The sequence below is a fragment of the Acinetobacter sp. WCHA29 genome (assembly GCF_002165335.1).
Classification (GTDB): Bacteria; Pseudomonadota; Gammaproteobacteria; order Pseudomonadales; family Moraxellaceae; genus Acinetobacter.
The window spans coordinates 24,719-50,499 of sequence record NZ_NHRQ01000001.1 but is presented as its reverse complement, the minus strand read 5'-3'; the positions used below and the strand labels follow the sequence as shown (position 1 = coordinate 50,499).

Annotated in this window: 25 protein-coding genes and 1 pseudogene; 17 read left to right on the top strand and 9 right to left on the bottom strand. The window is 38.0% G+C overall.

Annotation, left to right across the window (positions count from 1 at the left end):
- Genes CDG59_RS00270 through CDG59_RS00255 form a run of 4 tightly spaced genes read right to left on the bottom strand, consistent with a single transcriptional unit; the run spans nucleotide 1 to nucleotide 2,195 of the window.
- Entirely contained in the window at nucleotides 1-639 is a 639-nt protein-coding gene (locus CDG59_RS00270) for a hypothetical protein (RefSeq protein WP_087542830.1), read from the bottom strand.
- 37 nt (nucleotides 640-676) lie between these two features.
- Complete coding sequence (locus CDG59_RS00265) at nucleotides 677-1,282, bottom strand: hypothetical protein (protein ID WP_087542828.1); 606 nt, start codon at nucleotides 1,280-1,282, stop codon at nucleotides 677-679.
- Nucleotides 1,283-1,333: 51 nt separating this feature from the next.
- On the bottom strand, nucleotides 1,334-1,753 hold the full coding sequence (locus tag CDG59_RS00260; RefSeq protein ID WP_087542826.1) for a hypothetical protein: 420 nt from the start codon (nucleotides 1,751-1,753) through the stop codon (nucleotides 1,334-1,336).
- A gap of 19 nt (nucleotides 1,754-1,772) precedes the next feature.
- Nucleotides 1,773-2,195 (bottom strand): hypothetical protein, encoded by a 423-nt coding sequence (locus CDG59_RS00255; RefSeq protein WP_087542824.1) that lies wholly within the window; start codon nucleotides 2,193-2,195, stop codon nucleotides 1,773-1,775.
- A gap of 687 nt (nucleotides 2,196-2,882) precedes the next feature.
- Between CDG59_RS00255 and CDG59_RS00250 the strand changes: the two genes are divergently transcribed.
- The 5 genes from CDG59_RS00250 to CDG59_RS00230 all read left to right on the top strand — a co-directional run bounded on the left by CDG59_RS00250 (nucleotide 2,883) and on the right by CDG59_RS00230 (nucleotide 6,903).
- Nucleotides 2,883-3,116, top strand: coding sequence for a hypothetical protein (locus tag CDG59_RS00250; RefSeq protein ID WP_087542822.1), 234 nt, complete (start codon nucleotides 2,883-2,885; stop codon nucleotides 3,114-3,116).
- A 39-nt stretch (nucleotides 3,117-3,155) separates the two neighbouring features.
- Entirely contained in the window at nucleotides 3,156-4,205 is a 1,050-nt protein-coding gene (locus CDG59_RS00245) for a DUF932 domain-containing protein (protein ID WP_087542820.1), read from the top strand.
- A gap of 161 nt (nucleotides 4,206-4,366) precedes the next feature.
- Nucleotides 4,367-5,518 (top strand): YqaJ viral recombinase family protein, encoded by a 1,152-nt coding sequence (locus tag CDG59_RS00240; protein WP_087542818.1) that lies wholly within the window; start codon nucleotides 4,367-4,369, stop codon nucleotides 5,516-5,518.
- Nucleotides 5,519-5,751: 233 nt separating this feature from the next.
- Nucleotides 5,752-6,654 carry a hydrolase or metal-binding protein gene (locus CDG59_RS00235; protein WP_087542816.1) on the top strand — a complete coding sequence of 301 codons (903 nt, stop codon included), beginning with the start codon at nucleotides 5,752-5,754 and terminating at the stop codon, nucleotides 6,652-6,654.
- A 15-nt stretch (nucleotides 6,655-6,669) separates the two neighbouring features.
- Complete coding sequence (locus CDG59_RS00230; RefSeq protein WP_087542814.1) at nucleotides 6,670-6,903, top strand: helix-turn-helix transcriptional regulator; 234 nt, start codon at nucleotides 6,670-6,672, stop codon at nucleotides 6,901-6,903.
- A 33-nt stretch (nucleotides 6,904-6,936) separates the two neighbouring features.
- Here the strand turns inward: CDG59_RS00230 and CDG59_RS00225 are convergent, their stop codons facing one another.
- Complete coding sequence (locus CDG59_RS00225) at nucleotides 6,937-7,551, bottom strand: hypothetical protein (RefSeq protein ID WP_087542812.1); 615 nt, start codon at nucleotides 7,549-7,551, stop codon at nucleotides 6,937-6,939.
- A complete protein-coding gene (locus tag CDG59_RS00220) occupies nucleotides 7,548-8,549 on the bottom strand; it encodes a hypothetical protein (RefSeq protein WP_087542810.1) in 1,002 nt (333 codons plus the stop codon). Before CDG59_RS00220 ends, CDG59_RS00225 begins: the two co-directional genes overlap by 4 nt.
- A gap of 232 nt (nucleotides 8,550-8,781) precedes the next feature.
- On the opposite strand from CDG59_RS00220, the gene CDG59_RS00215 reads away from it, so the two are divergent.
- The 12 genes and pseudogenes from CDG59_RS00215 (at nucleotide 8,782) to CDG59_RS00160 (ending at nucleotide 23,255) form a co-directional block, all read left to right on the top strand.
- Entirely contained in the window at nucleotides 8,782-11,538 is a 2,757-nt protein-coding gene (locus tag CDG59_RS00215; protein ID WP_087542808.1) for a type I restriction-modification system subunit M, read from the top strand.
- A 1-nt stretch (nucleotide 11,539) separates the two neighbouring features.
- Entirely contained in the window at nucleotides 11,540-12,772 is a 1,233-nt protein-coding gene (locus CDG59_RS15340; RefSeq protein WP_205666448.1) for a restriction endonuclease subunit S, read from the top strand.
- Between the two features lie 93 nt (nucleotides 12,773-12,865).
- Complete coding sequence (locus CDG59_RS00205; RefSeq protein WP_087542806.1) at nucleotides 12,866-16,000, top strand: type I restriction endonuclease subunit R; 3,135 nt, start codon at nucleotides 12,866-12,868, stop codon at nucleotides 15,998-16,000.
- A gap of 23 nt (nucleotides 16,001-16,023) precedes the next feature.
- Nucleotides 16,024-17,028, top strand: a complete 1,005-nt coding sequence (locus CDG59_RS00200; protein WP_087542804.1) for a Fic family protein — start codon at nucleotides 16,024-16,026, stop codon at nucleotides 17,026-17,028.
- A gap of 187 nt (nucleotides 17,029-17,215) precedes the next feature.
- On the top strand, nucleotides 17,216-17,977 hold the full coding sequence (locus tag CDG59_RS00195; RefSeq protein ID WP_087543103.1) for a PP2C family protein-serine/threonine phosphatase: 762 nt from the start codon (nucleotides 17,216-17,218) through the stop codon (nucleotides 17,975-17,977).
- 21 nt (nucleotides 17,978-17,998) lie between these two features.
- On the top strand, nucleotides 17,999-18,211 hold the full coding sequence (locus tag CDG59_RS00190; protein ID WP_087542802.1) for a DNA translocase FtsK: 213 nt from the start codon (nucleotides 17,999-18,001) through the stop codon (nucleotides 18,209-18,211).
- Between the two features lie 41 nt (nucleotides 18,212-18,252).
- On the top strand, nucleotides 18,253-19,668 hold the full coding sequence (locus tag CDG59_RS00185; RefSeq protein WP_087542800.1) for a DUF262 domain-containing protein: 1,416 nt from the start codon (nucleotides 18,253-18,255) through the stop codon (nucleotides 19,666-19,668).
- A 10-nt stretch (nucleotides 19,669-19,678) separates the two neighbouring features.
- Complete coding sequence (locus CDG59_RS00180) at nucleotides 19,679-21,670, top strand: DUF262 domain-containing protein (protein ID WP_087542798.1); 1,992 nt, start codon at nucleotides 19,679-19,681, stop codon at nucleotides 21,668-21,670.
- A gap of 64 nt (nucleotides 21,671-21,734) precedes the next feature.
- Nucleotides 21,735-21,914, top strand: a complete 180-nt coding sequence (locus tag CDG59_RS00175) for a hypothetical protein (RefSeq protein ID WP_004818975.1) — start codon at nucleotides 21,735-21,737, stop codon at nucleotides 21,912-21,914.
- Nucleotides 21,911-22,297, top strand: coding sequence for a type II toxin-antitoxin system death-on-curing family toxin (locus CDG59_RS00170; RefSeq protein ID WP_005218292.1), 387 nt, complete (start codon nucleotides 21,911-21,913; stop codon nucleotides 22,295-22,297). Before CDG59_RS00175 ends, CDG59_RS00170 begins: the two co-directional genes overlap by 4 nt.
- A 686-nt stretch (nucleotides 22,298-22,983) precedes the next feature.
- A pseudogene (locus tag CDG59_RS00165) lies at nucleotides 22,984-23,082 on the top strand (RNA polymerase subunit sigma); the annotation flags it as partial.
- A complete protein-coding gene (locus CDG59_RS00160) occupies nucleotides 23,076-23,255 on the top strand; it encodes a zf-HC2 domain-containing protein (protein WP_087543102.1) in 180 nt (59 codons plus the stop codon). The pseudogene CDG59_RS00165 and the gene CDG59_RS00160, both read left to right, overlap by 7 nt.
- A gap of 114 nt (nucleotides 23,256-23,369) precedes the next feature.
- Here CDG59_RS00160 and CDG59_RS00155 read toward each other — a convergent pair whose 3' ends face one another.
- The 3 genes from CDG59_RS00155 to rpmB all read right to left on the bottom strand — a co-directional run bounded on the left by CDG59_RS00155 (nucleotide 23,370) and on the right by rpmB (nucleotide 25,713).
- Entirely contained in the window at nucleotides 23,370-25,085 is a 1,716-nt protein-coding gene (locus CDG59_RS00155) for a cation:proton antiporter (protein WP_087542796.1), read from the bottom strand.
- 223 nt (nucleotides 25,086-25,308) lie between these two features.
- Entirely contained in the window at nucleotides 25,309-25,464 is a 156-nt protein-coding gene (gene rpmG / locus CDG59_RS00150; RefSeq protein ID WP_003654787.1) for a 50S ribosomal protein L33, read from the bottom strand.
- Nucleotides 25,465-25,476: 12 nt separating this feature from the next.
- Nucleotides 25,477-25,713, bottom strand: coding sequence for a 50S ribosomal protein L28 (gene rpmB, locus CDG59_RS00145; RefSeq protein WP_004649871.1), 237 nt, complete (start codon nucleotides 25,711-25,713; stop codon nucleotides 25,477-25,479).
- Nucleotides 25,714-25,781 lie beyond the last annotated feature (68 nt).

The window sequence follows — 25,781 nt, the reverse complement described above, 5'->3', positions numbered from 1 at the left end:
TCATTGCCCATTCATATTAAAAGTATATTCACCATTGGCGGTGGTTAAGGTGACTTCACGCACCTGTTGAGGATCACAACGCAGAAATACATGGCCTACGCTGCCATAACGCATGTTCCTGTAGCCCTCGCCACTGCCAACAGGGCAATTGCCACGATTCACTTTAACTCCTGTGATAGAGGTACTGGCATCATTGAGGGAAATGATTTCAAGCTTGTTCACAGCCATTGCCGCAAAGTGAGCGGTCGCTGTGCCAGGCACTTCCTGAGAGGACAAACGAACTTCAAAATTTTCATTGGCGGATGGCGTTTCCTCTTGTGCTGCTTGCTCCACCGCAGCCTGTTCGGTGTCCTGTAGTTCGCTGATAAATCCACGAATCTCTTCTAAGTCACCACCACCTGTTTTCAGCATTTGGTAATAGGCACGAGCCAATTTCTCCTGTACAGGGGGAATATCAGGATTGTCCTTATATTCTGCCAGTTCATCCATCAGTTGCTGGCGGTCTGGGTCGATGGTCTTGGTTTCACTAGCGGTCTGTGAGGTTTCAGTGGAGTCCTTGGCGTTTTGTGATGCAGTATTCTTGTTACAGCCGAATAATATGAATGAACTGCAAGCCAAGATCAGTAATGGGGTTTTCATGGTTTTTTCCTGTATGGGTGACCATCAATGGTTTAAATTATTCTTCCATTGGCCTGTGTGATAATTGTCCCTGTACTGTAGATAAGGTGACATTATTGATCTGAGTGGCAGTACAGTTTTCGATGGCAAGATCGAATACCATGCCGTAATGTACCCGTTGCGGAAACTTGACGGTGTAGGGTTCTACACCTGCAATCTTGCAATCGCCCTGATTAATTTTGACAGCATCAATCACATCATTATTTGTTTCTGCAACAATGCGCAGATGCGTTCCAGCCAGTCCTGTACTTGCGATAATCTTGTATATCGGAACAAATCCCTCGGGTCTGAACTGAACCTCTACCGTTTCCCCAGGCAACAGCCGTCTTTTGAGTTGGGGCGATGGAATGGCAATATTGTCTGATCCCGTATAAATACTGTCTGGATCATATTGGTCATGGGCAATTGCGGCAGCCTCAGCCTTTTGTTCTGTGGCTGCATCCAAAGGCCAGTCAGCTTTTTCTGAGGTGTCGCCTTGTGGTTTGAGGTCAGCCAAATCCATGTTGGCAACATCGGTTGCGGGTTCTGTGGATTCCCCGACAGGTTTCTTATTGCAGGCGGTGAGGCTGGATAAAATCACAGCCGTAAGTATGAATCTTTTCATGGCGGGAAGTTCCTTTTAAATCGATGATGGATGTGTGGGGCAATGTACCTGTCACTGAGGATCAAACTGGGTACGCTGTACATATTTCAGAACGGTTAAACCCTTGACGTACATCCACCTGTCATTAAAGTTCTCCGCATTGTAGTCAAACAGATGGTAGGCAAACTCATCGATGTCCCTGAGCTTCTGTTCATTCAGGCCTTTGTCACCCTCCCTGAGAATTGCATTCAGGTCAGCACTGTAAATGTAGTAGCGCAGGGGATCATCCTTGGGAATCACTTGCCACTGTTTGCTAATTGCCACAAAGGCATTACAGTTCTGGTTGCCATCACAGCGCCTGATTGCAGGTGCGGATGCGGGATCATTGATGAGTGCCATGACTTGATTCATGTCGGCATGACTTAAACTGGCAAATGACATGCAGCCTGCCACCGCAGTGCATTGAAGCAATGTCTTAATAAAGTTATTCATTTTTTATTCCTGATTTTTATTATTTCTGACCACGGTCAATGTAGTGCAGAACCGCCAGACCTTTCACAAAGATCAGCAGGTCAGCATCATTACGGGCTTTTTCCTTAAAGGTAAATGCACCCGCTTCGAGGATTTGGTAGGCACGATCTTGCTGTGGCGGAGCAAAGTCACGGTTTAAACCATCGCCATCATTGTCCTCAATAAAGCTTCTGAGGTTATAACCATCCAGTTTGTAGTTCTTGGGAATCACTTGCCATTCTTTAGACAGGGCAAAAAAAGCGTTGCAGTTGACGTTGCCTTTACAACGGGTCACTTTAGGCGCACTGGCGGGATTGTTATAAAACTGGGTCATGCTTTTTGCATCGGCATGGCTGAGGCTGGTCATGGACATGCAGGCAGCAACAGCACTGCATTGTAGAAATGCTTTGATTCGATTGTTCATGAAATTGTGATCCTGAATTATTGTTTTTTATTACTTTTTTAGAAGGCACAGAACAAACTGATTTGCAGAATTTAGGCACAGCAACGCAGCAATGACTGAACATCATTGAAAGGGTAATGCAAACCTGATTCACATCAAAAAAGTTGTGCTGATATCGATTTAGTCTGTCAGATGAGTAACGTTATAAGGCAACGTGCCATGACAGATAGGCAAGGGTGGGGCGTGATTGGAAATAAAGAAAACAGTCATGATTGACTCCTGTATGTATATGGAGTTCTACCGCATCACTGTCAAATAATGGTGGCAGAACGAAAAGGGGTTGACAGACTGGACATACAGAACCAGCACGCGCGAACGCGTCCCCCTCCCGTTCTACCGCAAAGGGGGACGAGAAGGTTTTTACGCATACGAAGAATACTCAGATGAATAAACCCTGATGCGCTGTATGAAGCGGTCTGTCAAAACCGACTGACGATGTAGGTCAGCAAGCCCATCATAATCATAACGATTTCATAGGTCAATTCGATTTGTCCCGATGTTTTGTACAACTCAGTAAAAAATGAACAGGCATACGATTCCAAATTATTTCAAATACATATTACTGAAATGAAGCAACGCCAAGCACTGAACTTAGGGGCATTGCTACAGCGTTTTAAACACTCATTTCTTAACTATTGGAGAAACTCCATGTCGTATTTGGATACAGAAGAAGAATCGTATAGCCCTCGCTTTCGAGAACCCCAACCCCTGCAACTCAGCCTTGCCAGCGCACCGACGACATTGGCAATGCTGGGCATGAACCTCGCCAAGTCGATGGGCTTCTCACCGATGCTTGGTGGCGTGGCAGGTGCAGCACTGGGTGGCGTGATTCTGGTATTGGCCGATCAAACCCGCTCCAGCATCAGCACGCATAAATACTGAACAAGACACAATTTACAGCAAAATTAAAGGACAGATCTTATGGCACATTTAGTTGAAACAATGGCATTCGTTGGACAAACCCCTTGGCATGGGCTCGGCAACCAGCTCACACCTAATCAACCACTGGAAGTCTGGGCAGAGCAGGCAGGCATGGATTGGCGGATTGAATCCTCCGATGTCAGCTACATGGCACAAAACCATCGAGGACAAAACATCATTATGCCCTTTGAAGAACAACGGGTACTTTACCGCTCAGACACCCATGCACCGTTATCGGTAGTGAGCCAGCGCTTTCAGGAAGTCCAGCCAATGGAAATCCTGCATTTCTATAAAGACTTGACTGAGCAATCAGGCTTTGAACTGGAAACAGCAGGGGTACTGAAAGGCGGTAAGAAATTCTGGGCACTGGCACGGACAGGGCAAAGCGCAGCCTTAAAAGGAAAAGATGTCAGTAATGGCTATATTCTTTTAGCAACCGCCTGTGATGGCACACTCGCCACCACGGCACAATTTACCTCAATCCGTGTGGTGTGTAACAACACTTTGGCAATCGCACTACGTGGTCAACAAGGTAATTTAGGTGTAGTCAAAGTGCCACACAGTACCCGATTTGATGCTGAACGGGTCAAACAGCAACTCGGAATTTCAGTTCGTGCATGGGATGAACATATGTATGAAATGAAGCAGCTTAGTCAGCGCAAGGTGACGCAGCAGGAAGCGGCAGCTTACTTTGATGCGGTATTTAACAATACCAATCTCAGTATGGCGGAACAGGATGAAAGCATTATTCAGTATTACCGCAATGCAGCGATGCCAAATCAAACAAGCCCATCCAAAGCAGATAATAAAACTGAACCGAATGGACGAGCAATGTCAAAAGTCATGACCATGTTTAACGGACATGGACGTGGGGCAGAACTGAGTTCCGCTAAAGATACGGCGTATGGTTTGCTATGCAGCATCACCGAGTTTTGTGACCATGAACGTCGAGCCATGAGTATCGACCATCGACTAGATTCAGCTTGGTTTGGTGCAGGTGCAGCCATTAAACAACGAGGTTTGGAACAGGCATTAAGAATGGTGACTTAATAAATCTAGTTATTGTTCAGTTTTATTTAAGTTAAACCGATTAATTTAAACATCAGGTAAAACTTAAACCGCAGAACCTTTTCGCCACGTCTCCCCCGACGTGGCTTTTTTTATGCCCGAAATTCAGCTTTTACACTTTTATCGATACAGGAATATTTTTAATGAATAGTCATACTCAAATTCAAAACACCTTAAACAATCCACCGTTACAGCCGTATTCACCCAACCTGAATCCAACCACTCAAAACTCATCGACTCAACAGGTTGAAGTCGGAACTCGAACCAAACGAGACCGACCGAATACGCAGCCACGAAAAACCAAAACACGTGTAGCAAAACGACTTGCCAACACCAAACAGATGAATTACCAACAATGGCTGGAAGTCAGAAAACTGGGCATTGGCAGTAGTGATGCCGCCACCGCCTGTGGACTGAATCCGTATATGTCGATGCTGGAACTGTGGATGATCAAGACAGGGCGGATGCAACAAAATATCGAGGATGAAAGCGCAGGCTATGCACCGTTGTACTGGGGCAAGCAGCTAGAACCGTTGGTGGCTGAATACTACAGCATGCACACCAATCATAAAGTCCGTCGAGTCAATGCAGTGCTGCAACACCCCGATGAAGACAAACACTTTATGTTGGCAAATCTGGATTATGCCGTAGTCGGTAATGATGAAGTGCAGATTCTGGAATGTAAAACGGTGGGGGAATATGGCTCAAAACTATGGCGAGATGGCGTGCCTTTATATGTGCTGTGTCAGGTGCAGCATCAATTGGCAGTAACAGGAAAGCAGGCAGCACATATTTGTGCCTTGATCTGTGGGCATGAAACCAAGATATTTAAGGTCACACGTAATGAAACAGTGATCAAATATCTCATCAATGCGGAACGCTATTTCTGGGAATGTGTGGAAAAAGATGTGCCGCCTGATGTGGATGCCTCTGAATCGGCAGCCAAAGCTTTACAACTGTTATATCCAGCCCATGTTCCACTCAGTACGACAGATTTATCTGAAGATGTGGCAGCCAATCAAGACTTTGAGCAATTGTTAAAACAACGTCATTTGATTGAACAGCACCAAGCCAGCTTTGACCAGCTTAAGCATCAAATCCAAGCCAAGATGCAGGATGCAGAACGAGCGACTTTTAAAACAGGGTCTGTTACTTGGAAGAAATCCAAGGATTCAGTCGGTCTGGACAGTAAAGCCTTGTTGCAACAGCATCCTGAGTTCCTGCAACAGTTTCCACAAAACAAACAGGGCACACGGCGTTTTCAGATTTATGCAGATGATGATCAGTCTAAATAAATTAGCCTAAGCCGAATCTCCAAACATTCCCACAAAAATCCATCCAACCCATTAAATCCCCAATTCATCAAAAAAGCGCAAAACAGCCCCCGCTCCCCATAAGCACGTTGAGGAAACGTACCTATAGAGAGCAAATGGACTGCCTTGCGAGATTTATATGCATTTCAAAAAATGACTGCTTCTTACTCATATCAAAGGGGCATCAGTCAAAAATTACCGAAGAGGAATCCAACATGATTAAAGGTTTAGCAATCACACCACCCGTTTTAGGTCGTATCAGCATCGGCAAGATCGTGGAAAAGAACGGCAAACGCCTCCCTGAAAAGGATGACCAGTTCACCATTACCAGTCAAATCCAGAACAAGGATGGCTGGGTGAAGCATCCACTTGATGAACAACTCCGTGCCAAAGCACCGAACCAAAACCAAAAGCTCAGAAGCATTCCAGTCCGTATGATCTTCAACGATCCTGAACTGAATTTACGTGCAGAGTACAGCCTATTTGACCGACAAACAGGGCGTTTAATCTGTTCAGGTAATGGAGAAACCTGCCAGCGACTCGGTCAAAACGGCATTGAACAACACCCATGCCCATCACCTGATCTCTGTTCATTGGCGCAAGGTGGACTGTGCAAACCCTATGGACGATTGTATGTGAATTTAGATGAATCGGATGAGTTTGGCACATTCATCTTTAGAACCACGGGCTTTAATAGCATCCGCACTTTGGCGGCAAGGTTGCGTTACTACCATGCAGCATCGGGTGACCTGCTTTCGTGCCTGCCTTTGCAACTCACTCTGAGAGGCAAAAGCACAACTCAAAGTTATCGTACCCCGATCTATTACGTGGATTTAACCTTACGTGACGGCACAAACTTGAAAGATGCGATTAGTTCAGCCAAGCAGATGGATGAACAGAGCAAAGCAGCAGGGTTTTATCAGGAGGCGTTGGATCATGTGGCACGGCAGGGTTATGGCAATGCCAGTTTTGAGGTGGGAGGTGAAGAGGGCTTAGATACTGTTGAGGAGTTTTACACGGATGAATCTAAATCAGAACAGCATCAGCAGACCGATGATTTAAGTCATGTTCAGGATATTCAGAAAGGGTTGCAGCAGAGTGTGCAGGCTTTGAATTGATTAGGAGAAAACATCATGGATGTACTTATGGCTCAATCTTTTCAGATGAATCAAATTATTACTATTAAAGATGTAATGAAGTTCACCAGCATTAGTCGGTCAAAAATCTACGAACTCATAAATAAGGAGTCAAAATATTATGATTCTACATTTCCTCAGCCAATTCGTTTAAGCGAATCTCTTATTGGTTGGTCAGCTTGGGAAATCCATCAATGGATAGAAACTAAGTTAGAGAGCCGAGAAGAATAATAGTGGGGGCTTTTGCTCCCTTTTATGGATAACTTATTTGTCATTATTTGAGTTTGGTGGGTTGTTTATCAACCAATGCAAGGTTGTAGCAACTGAATTATAAATATTGAAAATAAATGAACTAAGTTCACAAAATAAAAAAGTAGTCCCTGTTATTAAGAGTGTAAGAATTAAGTAGTTAGTGTATTTATAAATTCCTCTTAAAGTATCAATTTTAAAAATAGATTTTCCCAAGTCTAGATTCAAATCTTTAAAAAAAAATATAAGAAACAACAGGAAACTAAAGACAATAAAGTAAATAAAAACTCTAATAAATGTGAAATGGACTTTCTTAAAAAAAATTAGCTTGGTTTTTTCATCAGTGTATTTAATCATTTTTTTTTGCAAATCTAACGGCGAAATTGTACAAAAAATCGTGTATCCAGCCACTAAAAAACCTAAGGTAGCAAATATTGGAGAGAATAGAAATGAAGACAATTCATTAATTTTACTGTAGCTGGTTTCTATACTTACATTACCAATATGCAAGATGAACAAAAAAATAGCCCCGACCACTACTGGAAAATATGTATTAAAATTTGATATTGGAATCGTTTTAGATTTTCTATAAATCTCCCTAAGATTTTTTTCTTGTAATAGCTCACTCATTCTTCAGTCTCATTTAGGTCAAGAACTTTACTTGTATCTATTGAGTCAAGTATTTTTTGTGTTTCGCTATCAGTTTCCTTGACTTTGATTTCTTCTGATAGGATAAGACTTTTGAATTCTGAAAACATATGTAGAACTGTAGTAAAAATATTATTCTGAACAACATCAATAGTCGTTTGAATTTTCACATCTTCATTATCAATTTTTAATCGTTTGCCAGACTTATCTGTACCAAGAAGTATTATGTTTTGGTTTCCTTGAATAGTCGCTTTATTTGCTTCTTTAGCGATAACTTTTTGGTTTAAACCTTCGTTATTGGTAATTTCAAATTTTCCTTGACCTCCAGCTTCATCTGAAGTTTCTTGCATTTGACGAAACATATCCTCTCCATCAATTTCAGAATTGCGATCATTGAGAATAAATGTCACTTTCTTTAACTTATTGAATAAGTAAATATTTTCACTTAAAGTTTTTTGATTGGTAAGTGGAGTAAGTGTTAGCTCAACAAGTGGGAATTTTTTTAAAAAGGGATTTCTTTCTTCTTTCGGTAAACTATCTTTATAATTAATTTGTTCATTTCTTAAAAAATATGACAATGTGCTTCTAAAATTTTCTGGAGTTGGAGCATATTTAGTTTCAGCAGCATAAAGTAATCTATGGTTATTCAAAATTAAAGCAAAAATTGCAGAAGGTGCAGAATCAAGTTTTTTCTTATCTTTTACTAGTTTCCCTGTTGAATCGCGATACTGTTCACGTTCAAGTTTAGTTTGTTTTACAAATCGTCCTACTAAAGCTAGAGTATCTTTTTTACCTAGAATATCTTCACCTAGATTGACCAATGATACTTCATCAAAATAGAAATTACTTTTGCCAGCTTTTCGATTTTTATTTTTGAAAAATGAAGGTTCGACAACTTCTTTGTACAAGTCTAGTAGATTGTGATCCCCAAATTTACATACTAAATTTGCTATTTCTAAGTTCTTTTCTAAAGTTGCCATAAGTTAAAATTGTTGGATTAAATATATGAAAAAACTATATTAAATTAATAAGAATATGAAATGTTAAAAGTCAATATTTTAATTTGTAAACAACTTTTACAGTAAATCTCAAGATAGAACATAAGGAATTTGCAATCGTGATTGAGAATGCCCCCAAAATCTACGAGAATACAGTCATCATAAGCCTTCGTTACATAAAGGCTTTAACTTTTTTAAGAACTGTAGACAACCTATGAACAAGCAACAACTCGCTTCCAAAATTTGGGATTCCGCAAACAAAATGCGCTCGAAAATTGAGGCAAATGAATATAAAGACTATATCTTAGGGTTCATGTTCTACAAATTTCTATCAGACAAAGAGCAAGCTTTTTTAGAAACTAACGACTTTAGTCAGGCTGATATTGAAGCACTCACAGAAGAAGATCCTGAAACTGTTGATTTTATTAAAGATGGTATTGGTTACTTTATTGCCTATGACAATCTGTTTTCGACATGGTTGAAAAAAGGCAATGACTTCAACGTTGCCAATGTCCGTGATGCACTTTCTGCTTTTTCACGTTTAATTAGCCCATCACATAAAAAAGTATTCGATGGCATTTTTAAAACACTAGAAACAGGTTTGAGTAAACTTGGTGACAACTCAAACAGTCAAACCAAAGCCATCAGTGATTTATTGCAACTGATCAAAGTTATTCCGATGAATAGCAAGCAAGACTATGATGTACTTGGTTTTATTTATGAATATTTAATTGGTTCATTTGCTGCGAATGCAGGTAAGAAAGCAGGGGAATTTTATACTCCGCATGAAGTTTCTGTGTTGATGTCTGAAATCATTGCACATCATTTAAAAGACCAAGACGAAATTAAAATTTACGATCCAACAAGTGGATCGGGATCATTGTTGATTAACATTGGTAGTTCCGTTGCCAAGCACGTTAATGATGAAAATAAAATCAAATACTACGCTCAAGAGTTAAAGGAAAATACTTATAACTTAACCCGTATGAATTTGGTGATGCGTGGCATTCTACCTGCCAATATTGTGGCTCGAAATGCCGATACGCTTGAGGATGACTGGCCGTATTTTGATGACAATGATCCGATCAATACCTATGAGCCGTTGTATGTAGATGCTGTGGTATCGAATCCACCATATTCACAGGCATGGGATTCATCAAATAAAGAATCTGATCCACGTTATGCTCGTTTTGGACTAGCGCCAAAAACCAAAGCAGACTATGCGTTTCTACTACATGATCTATATCATTTAAAACCTGATGGCATCATGGCAATTGTTCTGCCACACGGCGTATTGTTCCGTGGTGGTGAAGAAGAGCGTATCCGTAAAAACTTGCTTGAAAATAAACATATTGATGCAATCATTGGGCTACCTGCCAATATTTTCTTTGGTACAGGTATTCCAACTGTCATCATTATTTTAAAACAGCGTCGCCAAAGCAGTGATGTATTAATCGTTGATGCATCGAAAGACTTTATTAAAGTTGGGAAGAATAATCATCTTCAAGCATCAAATATTAAGAAAGTTGTTGATGTAGTTGTACAGCGTAAAGATGTTGAGCAATTTTCTAAATTGGTCAGTTTGAAAGAAATCCGTGGGCAAGGTTATAACTTAAATATTCCTCGTTATGTAGACTCGTCTGCAACAGCAGAAACTTGGGATATTTATGCCACCATGTTTGGCGGTATTCCAAAAAAAGAAATTGATGCACATGCCGACTATTGGAGTGCATTCCCTCAGCTTCGTAAAGACTTATTTACGGACAGCGATACACCTTATGTCGATTTAGCCACGTCAGAAATCAGTCACGCTATTCATCAGCATGCCAATGTTCAAACATTTAAAACGCAATTTAATACTGCTTTTGCTAATTTCCATGATTATTTAAAAGCTGAACTCATTGGCAAGATGCAGACTTTGCATATTGCACAGCAGGAAAATGTTTTAAGTCAGGATATTTTCAAGCGTTTGGAAAATATTGCTTTAATTGATAAATATCAAGCCTATCAAGCCTTAGATGATCAATGGCAAAGCATCGCAGGGGACTTGGAGATTATTCAATCTGAAGGTTTAGCTGCTGCCAAGATTGTCAATCCGAATATCGTCATTAAAAAGAAAGATGGTAAGGAGCAGGAAGTTCAAGACGGTTGGATGGGTTATGTATTGCCATTTGATTTGGTACAACAGCATTTACTCATTGATGAACTTACTGTTTTGCAAAGCAAAGAACGAGCTTTAACTGAGGCAAGTGCTGAAATCGAAGCGATCATGGACTCGTTGTCTGAGGAAGAAAAAGACACTTTATTGAACGATGCCAATGATGCGTTTGTTACCGCAGAAATTACCAAAGCATTGAAGCAGGCATTTGAAGAGATTGAAACGCCTGAAATCCGTGCGATCCATGAATTGTTAGTATTGCTTGCAAATAAAGCCAAAAAGCCTGAGCAAGAACAGTTTATACAGGCACATCCTGAAGTACAGTGGGCTAAGATTGAAGCCAATAAAAACGGCACATTTGCTGTAGCCAAAGTCAAAGCCTATTTAAAAACGTTACAGGCGAATTTTACTTTTGCGGAAGACTCTCTGGAAGCGAAGTTGTTCGAAGTGGAAGATTTGCTTGCACAGGAAAAAGAGTTGAAAGCTGAGATTAAAGCCGATGCGAATGCTTTGCATCTGTTGACTAAAGTCACGATTGAAGCTTTGCAAGATGAGCAAGTTTTAGAATTGTTGGAAGCGAAGTGGGTGCAACCGATTGTGTCTACAATTTTGGCATTACCAAATGAAATGATTGAGCATTTGACTGATGTGGTGCAGGCTTTGGCAGATAAGTATGCAGTGACCTATACCGAAACCACGCAAAAGCTCACCGAAGCGGAAAATAGCCTTGCTAACTTGATTGATGACTTAACAGGTGATGACTTTGATATGCAAGGTTTGGCGCAGTTTCAAGCACTGTTAAAAGGGGCTTAATATGGAAAAGTTAAAATACCCTGAGGTGAGATTTAACGGACATAGTGAAAGTTGGAGTCAGCAACCATTAAATAATATTTTTGGCAAAATTCGAAATGCCTTTGTTGGTACAGCGACTCCTTTTTATGTTAAAAAAGGAAATTTCTACTTAGAGTCTAATAATGTAAAAAATGGAAAAATTAATAAAAACACACAAATTTTTATTGATGATTATTTTTATTTTAAACAAAGAGATAAATGGCTTAAAACTAATGATATTGTGATGGTTCAGTCAGGTCATGTGGGGCACTCCGCTGTAATTTCGGAAGAATTAAACAATTCAGCTGCCCATGCTTTGATTATGTTTTCAGATTATAAGGTGCAAACTGATCCTCACTTTTTAAATTATCAATGGCAAACGAACAGTACAAAAAATGCTATAGAAAAAATTGCTACTGGTAATACGATTAGACATATTCTTTCATCGGATATGAAAGAATTCCTATCTTTCTTTTCTAGTTATGATGAACAAACCCAAATCGGTAACTTTTTCCAAAATCTTGATCAATCCATTGCTTTACATGAAAAAAAACTAGCTCAAACGCAAAATCTAAAAAAAGCCATGCTGGAAAAAATGTTTCCAAAAGCAGGAAGCAAACAGCCTGAAATTCGTTTAAAAGGGTTTAGTGGGGATTGGGAAAAGAAACTTTTAGATAATGAAGTAGAATTCTTTAGTGGATTAACTTATTCACCTGATGATCTTACCAACAAGAATGGAACATTGGTTTTACGATCCTCAAATGTTCAAGATAATCAAATTTTCATGGATGATAATGTATATGTCGTACATGATGCTGTGAATGTCTGTAATGTAGAAGTTGGTGATATTATTGTTGTGGTACGAAATGGATCGAGAAGTTTAATTGGAAAACATGCTGTCATAAATAAGCAAATGAAAAATACAGTCATTGGTGCATTTATGACTGGAGTAAAGGCTAAAAATCCATATTTTATTAATGCTTTATTTGATACATGTTTATTTGATTTAGCTGTTAGTCGAAATTTAGGGGCTACAATTAATCAGATTACTACAGGAATGTTTAAGCAAATGGAGTTTAAGTTTCCTGATAAAACTGAGCAGATTGCAATAGGTCAATTCTTTAAACAACTTGATGAAACCCTCGTATTACAACAGCAACAGCTTCAAACCCTAAAAAATCTAAAACAAGCATTTTTAGAAAAGATGTTTGTTTAATTAATCCCCCTAACCCCCTTTAACAAAGGGGGGACTCCTACTTGATGTAAGGAGATAGAATTTAAAATTGACTTGATAAAAAGCAAATAGACCATGACATTTAAAACAGAAACAGCATTTGAACAGGCCTTTATCGAAACTCTATTTAACAAGGGTTGGGAAAGTACTGTTCTAAAAAATCCAACGGAACAAGATTTAATTAAAAATTGGGCAAAAATTCTATTTGAAAATAATAGTGGTATAGATCGGTTGAATGGTCAGCCACTTACTGACTCTGAAATGGCACAAATATTAGAACAAATTAAAAACTTGCGTACACCGTTGGCACTCAATGGCTTTATTAACGGTAAAACAGTTTCTATCAAACGAGACAATCCAAATGATGTAGCACACTTAGGTAAAGAAATTAGCCTCAGTATCTATGACCGACAGCAAATTGCGGCTGGAGAAAGCCGTTATCAAATTGTACAACAACCCAAATTCCCAACGTCTTCACCGATTTTAAATGACCGACGTGGCGACATCATGCTGTTGATTAATGGTATGCCACTGTTTCATATCGAATTGAAACGCTCAGGCATCCCTGTTAGTCAAGCAGCGCATCAAATCGAAAACTATGCCCGTTCAGGCATCTTTTCAGGACTATTTTCATTGGTACAAATCTTTGTAGCGATGAACCCCGAAGAAACCAAATACTTTGCAAATCCAGGCCCAGATGGATCATTTAACTCAGACTACTATTTTAACTGGGCAGACTTTAATAACGAACCAATCAATTATTGGAAAGACATTGCAGGAACATTGCTGTCGATTCCTATGGCACATCAGCTCATAGGTTTTTACACCGTAGCGGATAAAACCGATGGCGTGTTAAAGGTCATGCGTAGTTATCAGTACTTTGCCGTCCGTGCGATTTCCGACCGTGTGGCACGGATCGAGTGGGATGGAAGAGACCGTTTAGGTGGTTATATCTGGCACACGACTGGCTCAGGTAAAACCATGACCAGTTTCAAATCGGCTTATCTGATTGCAACCTCGAAAGATGCAGATAAAGTGATTTTCTTGATGGATCGTATTGAACTCGGTACGCAGTCTTTAGAACAATACAACAACTTTGCGGATACAGATGACTTTGTACAATCCACTGAAAATACCCATGCGCTGATTAGCAAGCTCAAAAGTACAAATCCGAATGAAGTCCTGATTGTTAGCTCAATTCAAAAAATGAGTAATATCAAACAAGAAGAAGGTGGACTCAAAGCTCATGATATTGAGCAGATGCAGAAAAAGCGCATTGTCATTATTGTAGATGAAGCACACCGTTCGACCTTTGGCGATATGCTCATTACCATTAAAGAAACCTTTCCTCAGGCAGTCTTTTTTGGATTTACAGGGACACCGATTCAAGACGAAAACGAAAAGAATATGAATACCACAGCGACAGTATTCGGGAATGAGTTGCATCGTTACAGTATTGCAGATGGTATTCGAGATAAAAATGTACTGGGTTTTGATCCTTACCTGATTTCAACCTATAAAGATTCAAAACTACGAGAAGTGGTGGCTTTGGATGAAGCCAAAGCCAATACGATTAAAGAAGCTTTGGCTGATCCTAAAAAGAAAGAAATTTATTTACGTTTTATGGATAAAAGTCAGGTTGCTATGGCAGGTCATTGGGACAAAGCCAATAACTATATCAAAGGGATTGAGGATTACTTACTGACTGAACAGTATCGTCGTCCAGCGCACCAGAAGAAAGTGGTTGAGGATATTTTAGAGAACTGGATTCAATATAGCCAAAATAATAAATTTCATGGCATGTTTGCGACAAGTAGTATTGCTGAAGCAATTGAATATTATCGCTTATTTAAAAAGCTTAAGCCTGAGCTAAAAATTACGGCACTGTTTGATCCAAATATTGATAATAATGAAAATGCTAAATTCAAAGAAGATGGTTTAGTTGAGATCATTAGCGACTATAACAATCGTTATGGCATGGAGTTCAGTTTAGCCACCCACGCCAAAATGAAGCGTGATATTGCTGACCGTTTAGCCCACAAAGAATTGTATAAGCGTGTAGAACATACCCCTGAAAAACAGCTTGATCTATTGATTGTTGTTGATCAGATGCTGACAGGTTTTGACTCTAAATGGGTCAATACCTTGTATTTGGATAAAATACTTGAGTATGCAAACTTGATTCAAGCATTTTCACGTACCAACCGCTTATTTGGTAAAGATAAACCGTTCGGTATCATTCGATATTACCGACGTCCGCATACGATGAAACGTAATATTGATGCAGCAGTAAAGTTGTATTCAGGCGATAAACCTTTGGCTTTATTTGTAGATAAACTGCAAGACAACCTAAATAAATTAAACGCTATTTTTATTGATATAGAGCAACTATTTAAAAGTGCGGGCATCGAAAACTTTGAAAAGTTACCTGAAGACAAAGAGGCTTGTGGTCAGTTTGCAAAGTTATTTAAACAATTCAATGAGCACCTAGAAGCTGCAAAAATTCAGGGCTTTAATTGGAACATACTGACGTATCACTTTAACGACAATAATGCGAGTAAACTACCATTTCAAGTTGCAATAGATGAACAAACATATCTCATTCTTGCTTTACGTTATAAGGAATTATTTTCTGAGGGTGGAAGTGGTGGCGGTGGGGGCAGTGTTCCATTTGAGATAGACGGTTATTTGACTGAAATTGATACCGATAAAATTGATTCAGATTACATGAACAGTCGCTTTACCAAATACTTAAAAGCATTACATGACAGTGAAAAAACAATTTCGGTTGAAGAAGCATTAAATGAACTGCATAAAAGTTTTGCAGCTTTGACGCATGATGAGCAAAGAATTGCCAATATCTTTTTGCATGATGTTCAACGTGGTGATGTGAAATTGCAAGAAGCTAAGTCATTTAGGGACTATATTACAGAGTATCAATTTAAAGCCAAGGAAGATGAAATACATGCTATCTCGACTTCTTTTGGTTTAGATGAGTCCAAACTAAGACATTTGATCAGCGCACATGTCAATGAAAATAATATCAATGAATTTGCACGCTTTGATGCATTATTGAATACTGTAGATAAGACAAAAGCAAAGCAATATTTCGAGCAGGAGGATGGGAAGTCAATACCACCTTTCAAAGTCAATGTGAAAGTTGCTGCCTTTTTAAAAGAGTTTGTTTTGAAGAATTCTCAGTCTAATTAAATAAGTTAAATCATAGAGGGAATATGAAATACCAACCGCCTTATACTATTACCTCAAAAATCATTCATCTGATAGCACAGATTAGTGAGAATATAGGGCGCTTGACTGTTTTAGAGGAAATCCAAGACAGCCTAAAACTTAGAAAAGCTAATCGTATCCGTAGCATTCAAGGCTCACTTGCGATTGAAGGGAATACTTTAAGTACAGAGCAGATCACGGCGATTCTTAATGGTAAGACTATAATAGCACCTCCGAAAGAAGTTCAGGAAGTGCGTAACGCTATCAAAGCCTATGAAGCCTTTCAGCAATGGCAACCAAGCCAAGAAAGAGACCTATTACAAGCGCATCAAATTTTAATGACAGGTTTGATTGATGAAGTCGGTCAGTATCGTCATGGTGGTGTAGGTGTGATGTCAGGTGATCGAGTGGTGCATATGGCTCCGCCTGCAAATCAAATTAATCGATTAATGGTTGATCTACTTGATTGGTTGAATGACAGTGATGTGCATCCACTCATTCAAAGTTCAGTATTCCACTATGAATTTGAATTTATTCATCCATTTGCGGACGGCAATGGTCGAATGGGAAGGCTATGGCAAACTTTGATATTAAGCAGATGGAATCCAATCTTTGCTAATATTCCTGTTGAGAGTTTGATCTATCAAAATCAAAAAGCTTATTACGAAGCATTGCAAGCAAGTACTGATCGTGTTGATTCAGCACCATTTATAGAATTTATTTTGCAGATGATTTTAGATGCAATCCTCAGTTCAACTGATACCGCTCAAGATAGCGATCATGTTACCGCTCAAGCTGGCGTACAAGTGAGCGATCAAGTTCAGCGTTTAATTTCGGCAATGAAGCAAGAAGACTATACTTTGGCTGAGTTGATGCAATTGGTCGGATTGACTCATCGAGCAACGTTCCAAAAGAATTACTTGAATCCTGCTATAGAAGCTGGCTTGATTGAACGTACTATTCCAGATAAACCGAAAAGTCCGAAACAAAAGTATCGTCTTAAACCATGATTTAGCTTGAAAAATATTTTATTACATCTTTGCTTAAATAGTTAGACATGAATGAGAATCAAAAAGCGTAAAGTAAGTTTTTAAATAAATAATTTATTGTTAATCAATAATTTATTTAATATTTTTCTTGATTGTGCTATTGGGGTTTGGTAAAAATAAAATCATTACCAAGTGTGAGATCGGTGTGATGAGTACTTTTGAAATGCAAGGTCTGACATGGAAGGCAAGATCGAAGTATCAACAAGATGCCATATTGATTGAAAATAAAGTTATTCAACATGATGGACTCATCACTAAACTATATAGCCATTCTGAAAAAGAACAGTGGTGTGTTGCTGTAGCGGATGGGATTAGCAATAGCCCAACAGCAGATAAAGCCTCATACACGGTCTTAAAGGCTTTAACTCAAAATAGAGAATTAGACCAATATCAAACATCCGTTATTCAGCAGTATCTTGTTGATCAGGTAGCACATCAAAAAAATAGTTTTGGCGCAAGTTCAACTCTCGCACTCATTGAAAATGATGGCGAACAAGGTTTTGTGACCATTCAACATCTTGGCGATAGTCGAGTTTATTTGTTTAGCCAACATGATCAAAAGTGGCACTGCCTGACCAGAGATCACAATTATCTTGAACAGTTAAGAGAAAGTGGCGAGCTAAGAGCAGGAGAAAACTACGCCAGTATTTATGGTGCATTATTACAATACTTTTGTGCTGATCCTTTGCATGAAGTGATGGATTTTACAAGAACAGAAGAATATTTGACTGAGAATGATGCCTTATTGGTTTGTACAGATGGTGTACATGATGTGATGGAGTGTGGGGAATGGCTTCCTTTAAAAGCAGATATGGAGCTTCGAACATGGTTACTCAATATGAAAGCGTCATTAGTTTCAAAGCAGGCATATGACAATGTCAGCATAGTCTTAGTACGAGCAAAAATTTAATTCATTGAGAATGAGGGAATTATGCAATCAGATGATCTTTTTGAATGTGCCAAATTATTCACAGAGGAAGTGGGTGCTGTTTCGGTATCGAGTTTACAGCGTAAGTTTTTAATTGGATATACTCAGGCAGAACAATTGCTTAATCAGTTGATTGAAAAAAGTATTTGTGAATCTACAAAAACTCTTGTTCTGGATTATGGGTATGGCTATAAATTGCTTCGAAGTATGAAATAACAATTTTAACAATTAAAAAATTAATTTCAGGATAATTTTTTATGGCTCAGCATCACGTTGATCAACTTCAAACAGGGATTTGGTCGGTACAAGAATTACTATTAAGTTTAGAACAACTGAGTATTCCTGATTACCAGCGTCCGTATAAATGGACTGAAAAAAATTTAAATGCTCTAGTCAATGATATACAGGAACATAAAGATAAATCTGCATATCGATTGGGTACTATCGTATTACATCGTAATCCAATGAGTGATAATTATAAAAATATAGATATTGTGGATGGGCAACAACGAACTATAACTTTAATGTTACTCGTTAGGGCAGCTATTCAGGAGCAAAAATTAGATTTAAAACGAGATGGTCTAAAAATAGATTTGTTTGAAATATCTAAAGCTATTAACGGTTTTATGCGCAGGCAGGAATTCAATAGTGATATTAGTCATTACAACATTTACCAAAATTTTAATGAAGCAAAACGGATTGTCTCGTTACAATTTTCGGAACAAGATATTGATTTTTTATTAAATAATTGTCAGGTTGCGGTTTTTATTTTAGATGATGTTTCAGAAGCATTTCAGTTTTTTGATTCGCAGAATGCACGTGGTCGTGATTTAGAACCGCATGATCTTTTAAAAGCCTATCATTTACGAGAATTTTCTGCACAGGAACAACAGGTAAAAGCCGAAACTGTTGCTCATTGGGAAAGTTTAGACTCGGAGCATTTGGCAAATTTATTTTCGAACTATTTATTCCGTATACGTCTTTGGTCAAGGGGGAAGTCTGCAAGATATTTCAATAAAGATCATGCGTATCTTTTTAAAGGTATTCATCTTGAACAAGCGTCGCAACATCCATATTTAGAACCATTACGCATAGCGCATTATTTTATCGATGACTATAACGCACAATATCAACGGCAAATAGATCGACAAAAAATGAGTTTCCCATTTCAGCTTGATCAAATAATCATTAACGGTCGTCGTTTTTTTGAAATGGTTGAATACTATGAAAAACAGATCAGTAATGTGGTTGATCACCAAGATCGGTCTGAGCAGAACTCTATATTTGGTACAACACTACAAGACAGAGCGAATAGAATTATCAAAAGATTGAATGAATTTCATCGTGCAAGCCATCGGTCAGGTGATCGTTATGTGCGAACTTTGTTTGATTGTGCATTGATTTTTTACATCGATAAATTTGCTACAGATCGGTTATCAGAGGCGATTGAAAAGATTTTTATTTGGGCATATCACTGTCGGATTAGGCAATATTCGGTGCAATTGGCAACCATAGATAACTATGTTCGAGAAAAGAATATATTCAGTTTACTAAAATATGCTCAATCACCCAATGAGCTACTTGGCTGGTCACTTCCTATTGTTGATAAACAGGAAGGCACTAACGTTGAGCCTTTAGTTAAATTATTTAAAGAATTAAATTATATCAAATAGGAACATCATCATGACAAATGAATTTATCCATGCACTTGATGTTAAAAGTCTATTAGAAAATAAACAGGCTTATATGATTCCGATGTATCAGCGGAATTATGCTTGGGGTGAGAAAGAAATTGATCAGTTAATTTTGGATATTCAAGATTATCAAAAAGAAAATAAAAAATATTATATTGGAACGCTGGTTGTTTTTGAGCATAGTAATGGCAAATATGAAATTATCGATGGTCAGCAACGATTTACCACTTTAACTTTGTTGGCAATTTGCTTGAAACGATTATCCAAAGAAGAAAAAATTGTTCTTGATATGTCTTGGTTTAATCAATTCAATCTTGATTTTGAAAGTCGTCCAAAGTCTTCTTTAACCTTTCAGGTCTTATTACGAGGTGATCAACTTCAACACTTGAGATCATCAACATATAACGCTGATATCATTCAAGGGTTTGAGTTAGTTCAACAAGCAATTCAAAAAATCATCAAACAAAAACGTTTAGTTGATTTTTGCGAATACCTATTTCAAAACGTAGTCATTACACAAGTTGCAGTTCCGAAGGATACCAATCTCAATCATTATTTTGAGGTGATGAATAGTCGCGGTGAACAATTAGAAAAACATGAAATTTTAAAAGCGAAATTGATTGGCGTACTCAATAAAATAAATGATGAAGCTGATAAAATATCAAGCATTGCGTTATTCACTAACATTTGGAATGCGACTGCTAACATGGAGCGCTATGTACAATATGGTTTTTCAACTGCGCAGCGTGAAGCGATTTTTGGAAAGGATTGGGGAGATTTTATTTCTAATGATTTTTCAGAATTACAGCAAAACTATGCAGATAATTTAGTTCAGTCTCATCAGAAAAAAGAATCTAAATTAAGAATTTTGGATATGCTTACCATTCCTCCTGACAACATTAAAAATCCAGATAAAAGCGAAGAAAAACCTGAACGATTCAACAGTATCATTAATTTCCCAAATTTCTTATTGCAGGTTTTACAAATTTGGCTAAGTCAAACGAACCGTAATCAAAAAGTTGCATTGGATGATAAGCAACTGATTGATCAATTTGAAAAATATATTCTATTAAAAGGGCAGGGAAACCAAGAGCATGAAAGGGTTATTGAGAATGTAAAAGGTTTTATGTTTACCCTGCTGAAGTGCAAATTTATATTTGATCAATACATTGTTAAACGGGATTATTCTACGGATCATGATGATTGGAGTATAAAGCGGCTTAAACGATATAAAGATAGTAGCTCGTATGTGAATACATTTGAGGGAAATAATACTGATATTGCTCAAAGAGTTCTGTTATTGATGACAGCATTTCATGTATCCACGCCTACCTTGTCTTATAAATATTGGTTAAATGGTGCACTGTATTGGCTTTATCAAAATAAAGATAAATCTGAGTCTGACTATTTTAATGCATTACAACATTTAGCGAGAAAATTTATTTTTCAGCGGTATCTAAATGAAAAACAGATTGATTATTTTGATTTGATTTATGGTAATCATACAATTGATGATTTTAAAATTGATCCATCAAAACTAAGCTTTGGCAATATTGAAAGTAATTTTGTCTTTAACTATTTGGATTTCTTGATTTATTGTGACGCTACAAACCATAATTTAGATGATCGGCATGGTGTAATTAAAAACTTTAAATTTACGCAACGGAGTTCAGTTGAGCATTTTTATGCACAGCAAGTTGAAGTTGCGGATAGTAAAGATGATGATGAAAATTTACATAGCTTTGGTAACTTAGGCCTCATTAGTTCGAGTAAGAATTCGAGCATAGGTAATCGCTTGCCAAGTGCTAAACGTGATTATTTTATGCATGAGATAAACAAGGGTAAAATTGATACACTTAAATTATACTTAATGATTCAATTGCTTGAAAAAGAAAAAGTCTGGAAAAGAGAACAAATTGAAAAGCACGAGAAAGCAATGCTTAAACTGTTTGAGTCAGATTACCAAGGCTTTGTGAAATGAGTGTCGGTAGGTCTATTCAATGTTAAAATGAATGTATATTGAAACACCTGATAGGAAGAGGACTATGACTAAACGTTTAAGTGATTTTAAAATTGAAAATAGAAAGCCACGTTCAGCGATGGCTGGTCAACTATTATCAATTCCGTTTGATAACAATGAGGCAACAAAGCGTGTCGTAATGCATAGTGCAAAACGTGTCATTCAACAGCATAAGAAAGAAATTCAAGAGTTAGCTTATAAATGAGTACCATCAATTCTACATTTGTAATTGCTGTTCATGATGAAATTTTGAGACAAACAGGAGTTGGTCGAGAGGGGTGTCATCTTGATAAATTAGAAAGTGTGTTAAGTAGAATTGATCAACAAATGTATTACAATCAGGTCGATGATCTTTATGAAATAGCTGCTTGGTACGGTATTGCGATATCAAAAGGACATGCATTTGTAGATGGTAATAAACGGACAGGTCTTGCCGTGATGCTTACTTTCCTTGAAATTCAAGGTGTCAGTATTCAAGATAATACGGGACTTGATGATTTGATGGTGGATATTGTTGAAAGTCAAGATGATCATGAAATTCTTGCACAGAAAGTTTCAGATTTTTTATATGAACTCTCAGAAATATAGTAAATTAAAGCTTTTTTGGTTAAATAACAATCAAATAAAATTAAAATAATAGAACAGCAAAATTGGACAAAATGTGGACGTTATTTGCGCCTATTTTACGCCTAAAATTTTAAAATTTTTTAATAAGTTTTTGATTTGAAATATAAATAAAATTTTGATTGTCCAGTCCATCATGGGTGCAACACTGATTCGTGGTGTCTGAGTTTTTTCAATATTCATAAAAAATCATGCCTTTATTCAGTGTTAAACAACCTAATAAAATGATTGAGCGGATTAGAAAATAGACTATTTATGACAAATAGTGGGAAATAAACTTAAAGTAAGAATTCATCACTGATGTATGTCCAAACATTTTCGGCAAAGCGCAACCGATTGATCTGATCGAACAGACGCTATGACTAAATATTTGGATACATTGAGCGTGAGCATCAAACAACGAAACTCTTCTAGCTTGATTAAGAGATTTCCAATTGCGCGCAATACTACCACAAATATTTAATCTATACATTTCGGACGGTATTGATGCTGCACACCCGTTGAGGTTTTCTTTAAATGCTATTTAGCATCGTTCAGGTTAACTCATTGGAAAGTCTTTAATTCTGTTAATTGTGTCTACAGTGGGCGTAGTCTCTATTTTCATCTATTTAATAAGAGTTAATTTTGGTTTAAGTTCGTGTTTTGAGATTATTGTCTCAAATTTTAATGTCTTGGTGTATAGAAGCCGAACTAGATTACGTGAATGTCTAGAAAATAAATGGTTACTTAAGGAGGATTGCGCATACTAACTTGCCGACAAGCAACACAATTAATTTCCGAGAAACAGGATAGACCACTTCAGTTTATAGAGCAGAGCAATCTACAATTACATTTATTTGCTTGTCGTTCTTGTCGCCGTTATGGCAAACAAATCAAAACACTTCGTCAGCTTTCAAAAGCATTGAGCAGATACGAGGGTTAAATGTTATTAAGTATTTGGATTTTAGCTTTAAATCATAAGACTGAAATTTAAAAGATAAAAAATACCAACTATCTGAATAATTGGTATTAGATGCTTTAATTTGAAAATAGATTGTTAATGTAACGTACTTTGATGAGCAAGCTCAATTTGGTTCAGGATATGATGGCTCATATTTTTCGCCATTTCTTCTTTCGCATAGAAAACTTCACCAATATTTTCATCGCGAATAACAGCAGCCTCTTCCTTGCTTTCAGCACAGATCAAGACCTGAATCTCAGGATTCAATTGCTTTGCAATATCGACAATACGATGAATATCTAAAATATCCATAGGGGAAATAACCAATAAGCGTGCATGCTGAATATGGGCTTGTATGAGTACATAAGGTTCAGTCGCTTCACCGCTTACGGCAGCCATTCCTTGGGCACGCAGTTTTTCAACAATCTCACGATTTTCTTCAGCAATCACGACCTTGATATTCTGTTGCATCAGGTTTTCACTAATGCGGCGTCCTACGCCACCATAGCCAATGATCACCACCTGATCACGTAAATAAGCTTGATCAACTTCATCTGGAAGCATGGCAAGCGGGTCGCCACTGCGTTCTAATAAGCGAGCTAAATGTGAGCGTTCTCGTATCCAGCGTTGAGCGGGTTCAATCGCTGAAAATACAAATGAATTTAAAGTTATTGAAAATAACGCACCAGCAAGAATCAAGTTTTGTGCATCTGGGGTGAGTAGACCGAGTGACAAGCCCAAGGTTGCTAAAATGAATGAAAACTCCCCAATTTGTGCCAAACTAGCGCCTACAGTGAGAGCTGTATTAATTGGGTAGCGGAAGAATAAAACTAAAGCCATCGCTGCTAAAGTCTTACCAATCATGATAATGGCAACGACAGCTAAAATATGTAAAGGTTGTTCAATCAAGATTTTTGGATCGAATAACATTCCCACTGAAACAAAAAATAAGATCGCAAAGATTTCACGCAATGAAAGCGTCTCTTCTTCTGCTCTATGGCTGAAATCAGATTCTTTTACGACCATGCCAGCAAAGAAAGCACCTAATGCCATTGAGACACCAAAGATCGCATAAGAACCATAAGCAATCGAAACGGCAGCAGCAACGACGGTAAGTGTAAATAATTCACGAGAACCTAAACGAGCAACCAATTGCATAATTTTCGGGATTAAGCGCTTCCCAATAATCAGCATGAAGGCGATAAAACCTGTTACTTTCAGTAATGTTAGGCCGATGGTGATCCAAATATTTTGAGAGGTATCCGTTCCAGCTAATGGGTGTCCACCAAGTAGAACAGCTATTGCAGGTAATAAAACTAAGACCAAGACCATAACAAGATCTTCAACCAAAAGCCAACCCACTGCAATTTTGCCATTGACAGAATCGAGTAAACCACGATCACTCAGTGCTTTGAGTAATACTACGGTACTTGCACACGATAAACTTAAACCAAAAATCAGTGCAGAACCAAAACTCCAGCCCCAAAACATAGATACAGCGACACCTAAGAGTGTTGCTACAGCGATTTGTAAAATCGCACCGGGCAGGGCGATACGACGAACAAGTAATAAATCATTGAGGGAAAAATGCATCCCTACGCCAAACATTAAGAACATTACCCCGAGTTCGGCAAGTTGATTGGCGAGATGTATATCTGCCACGATACCTGGGGTGTTAGGGCTTATAATAATACCTGCTACCAAATAACCAATTAATGGTGGTAGACGTAAACGTGCGGCAATATAGCCAAAAATAAGTGCTACACCGAAACCGACGGCAAGTAATATAATTAAATCAACATCATGAGGCATTGAAACTCCTTAATCATTGCGGTTAAGGTACAAATAATTCAGCATAAAACATGCCAAGAAAACAGCGAATAAATTGTAACAAGTAAAATCGGATTTGTTGATGACAAATTTTTTATTTATCAAAAAAAATTATGAAATAGTGATTCATTTTATTTTAGCCAAAACATTTTTTTTAGCAAAAAAAACGACTTCAATTGAAGTCGTTTTTTTAAGAAAACTAAAATTATTTAATTTTAGCTTCTTTGAAGATTACGTGTTGACGGATTTTTGGATCAAATTTTTTGATTTCCATTTTTTCCGGCATAGTACGTTTGTTCTTAGTAGTGGTATAGAAATAACCTGTACCAGCTGTAGAAACGAGGCGGATTTTATCACGCATTGTTCAGACTCCTTAGATCTTTTGACCTTGAGCACGGAGATCAGCAACAACTTTCTCAATACCCAATTTATCAATAATACGCATACCTTTAGTGGTTAAACGAAGACGTACAAAACGCTTTTCGCTTTCTAACCAAAAACGGTGGTGGTGCAGGTTCGGCTCGAACCGGCGTTTGGTTTTGTTGTTTGCGTGCGATACGTTGTTACCAACGATAGGACGCTTGCCGGTAACTTGGCAAACCTTAGACATGGTGAACTCCATTGCTAGTTTATATAGCACCGTTTCGTGCAACTAGCCATTCAAGTAAACGGATGAAA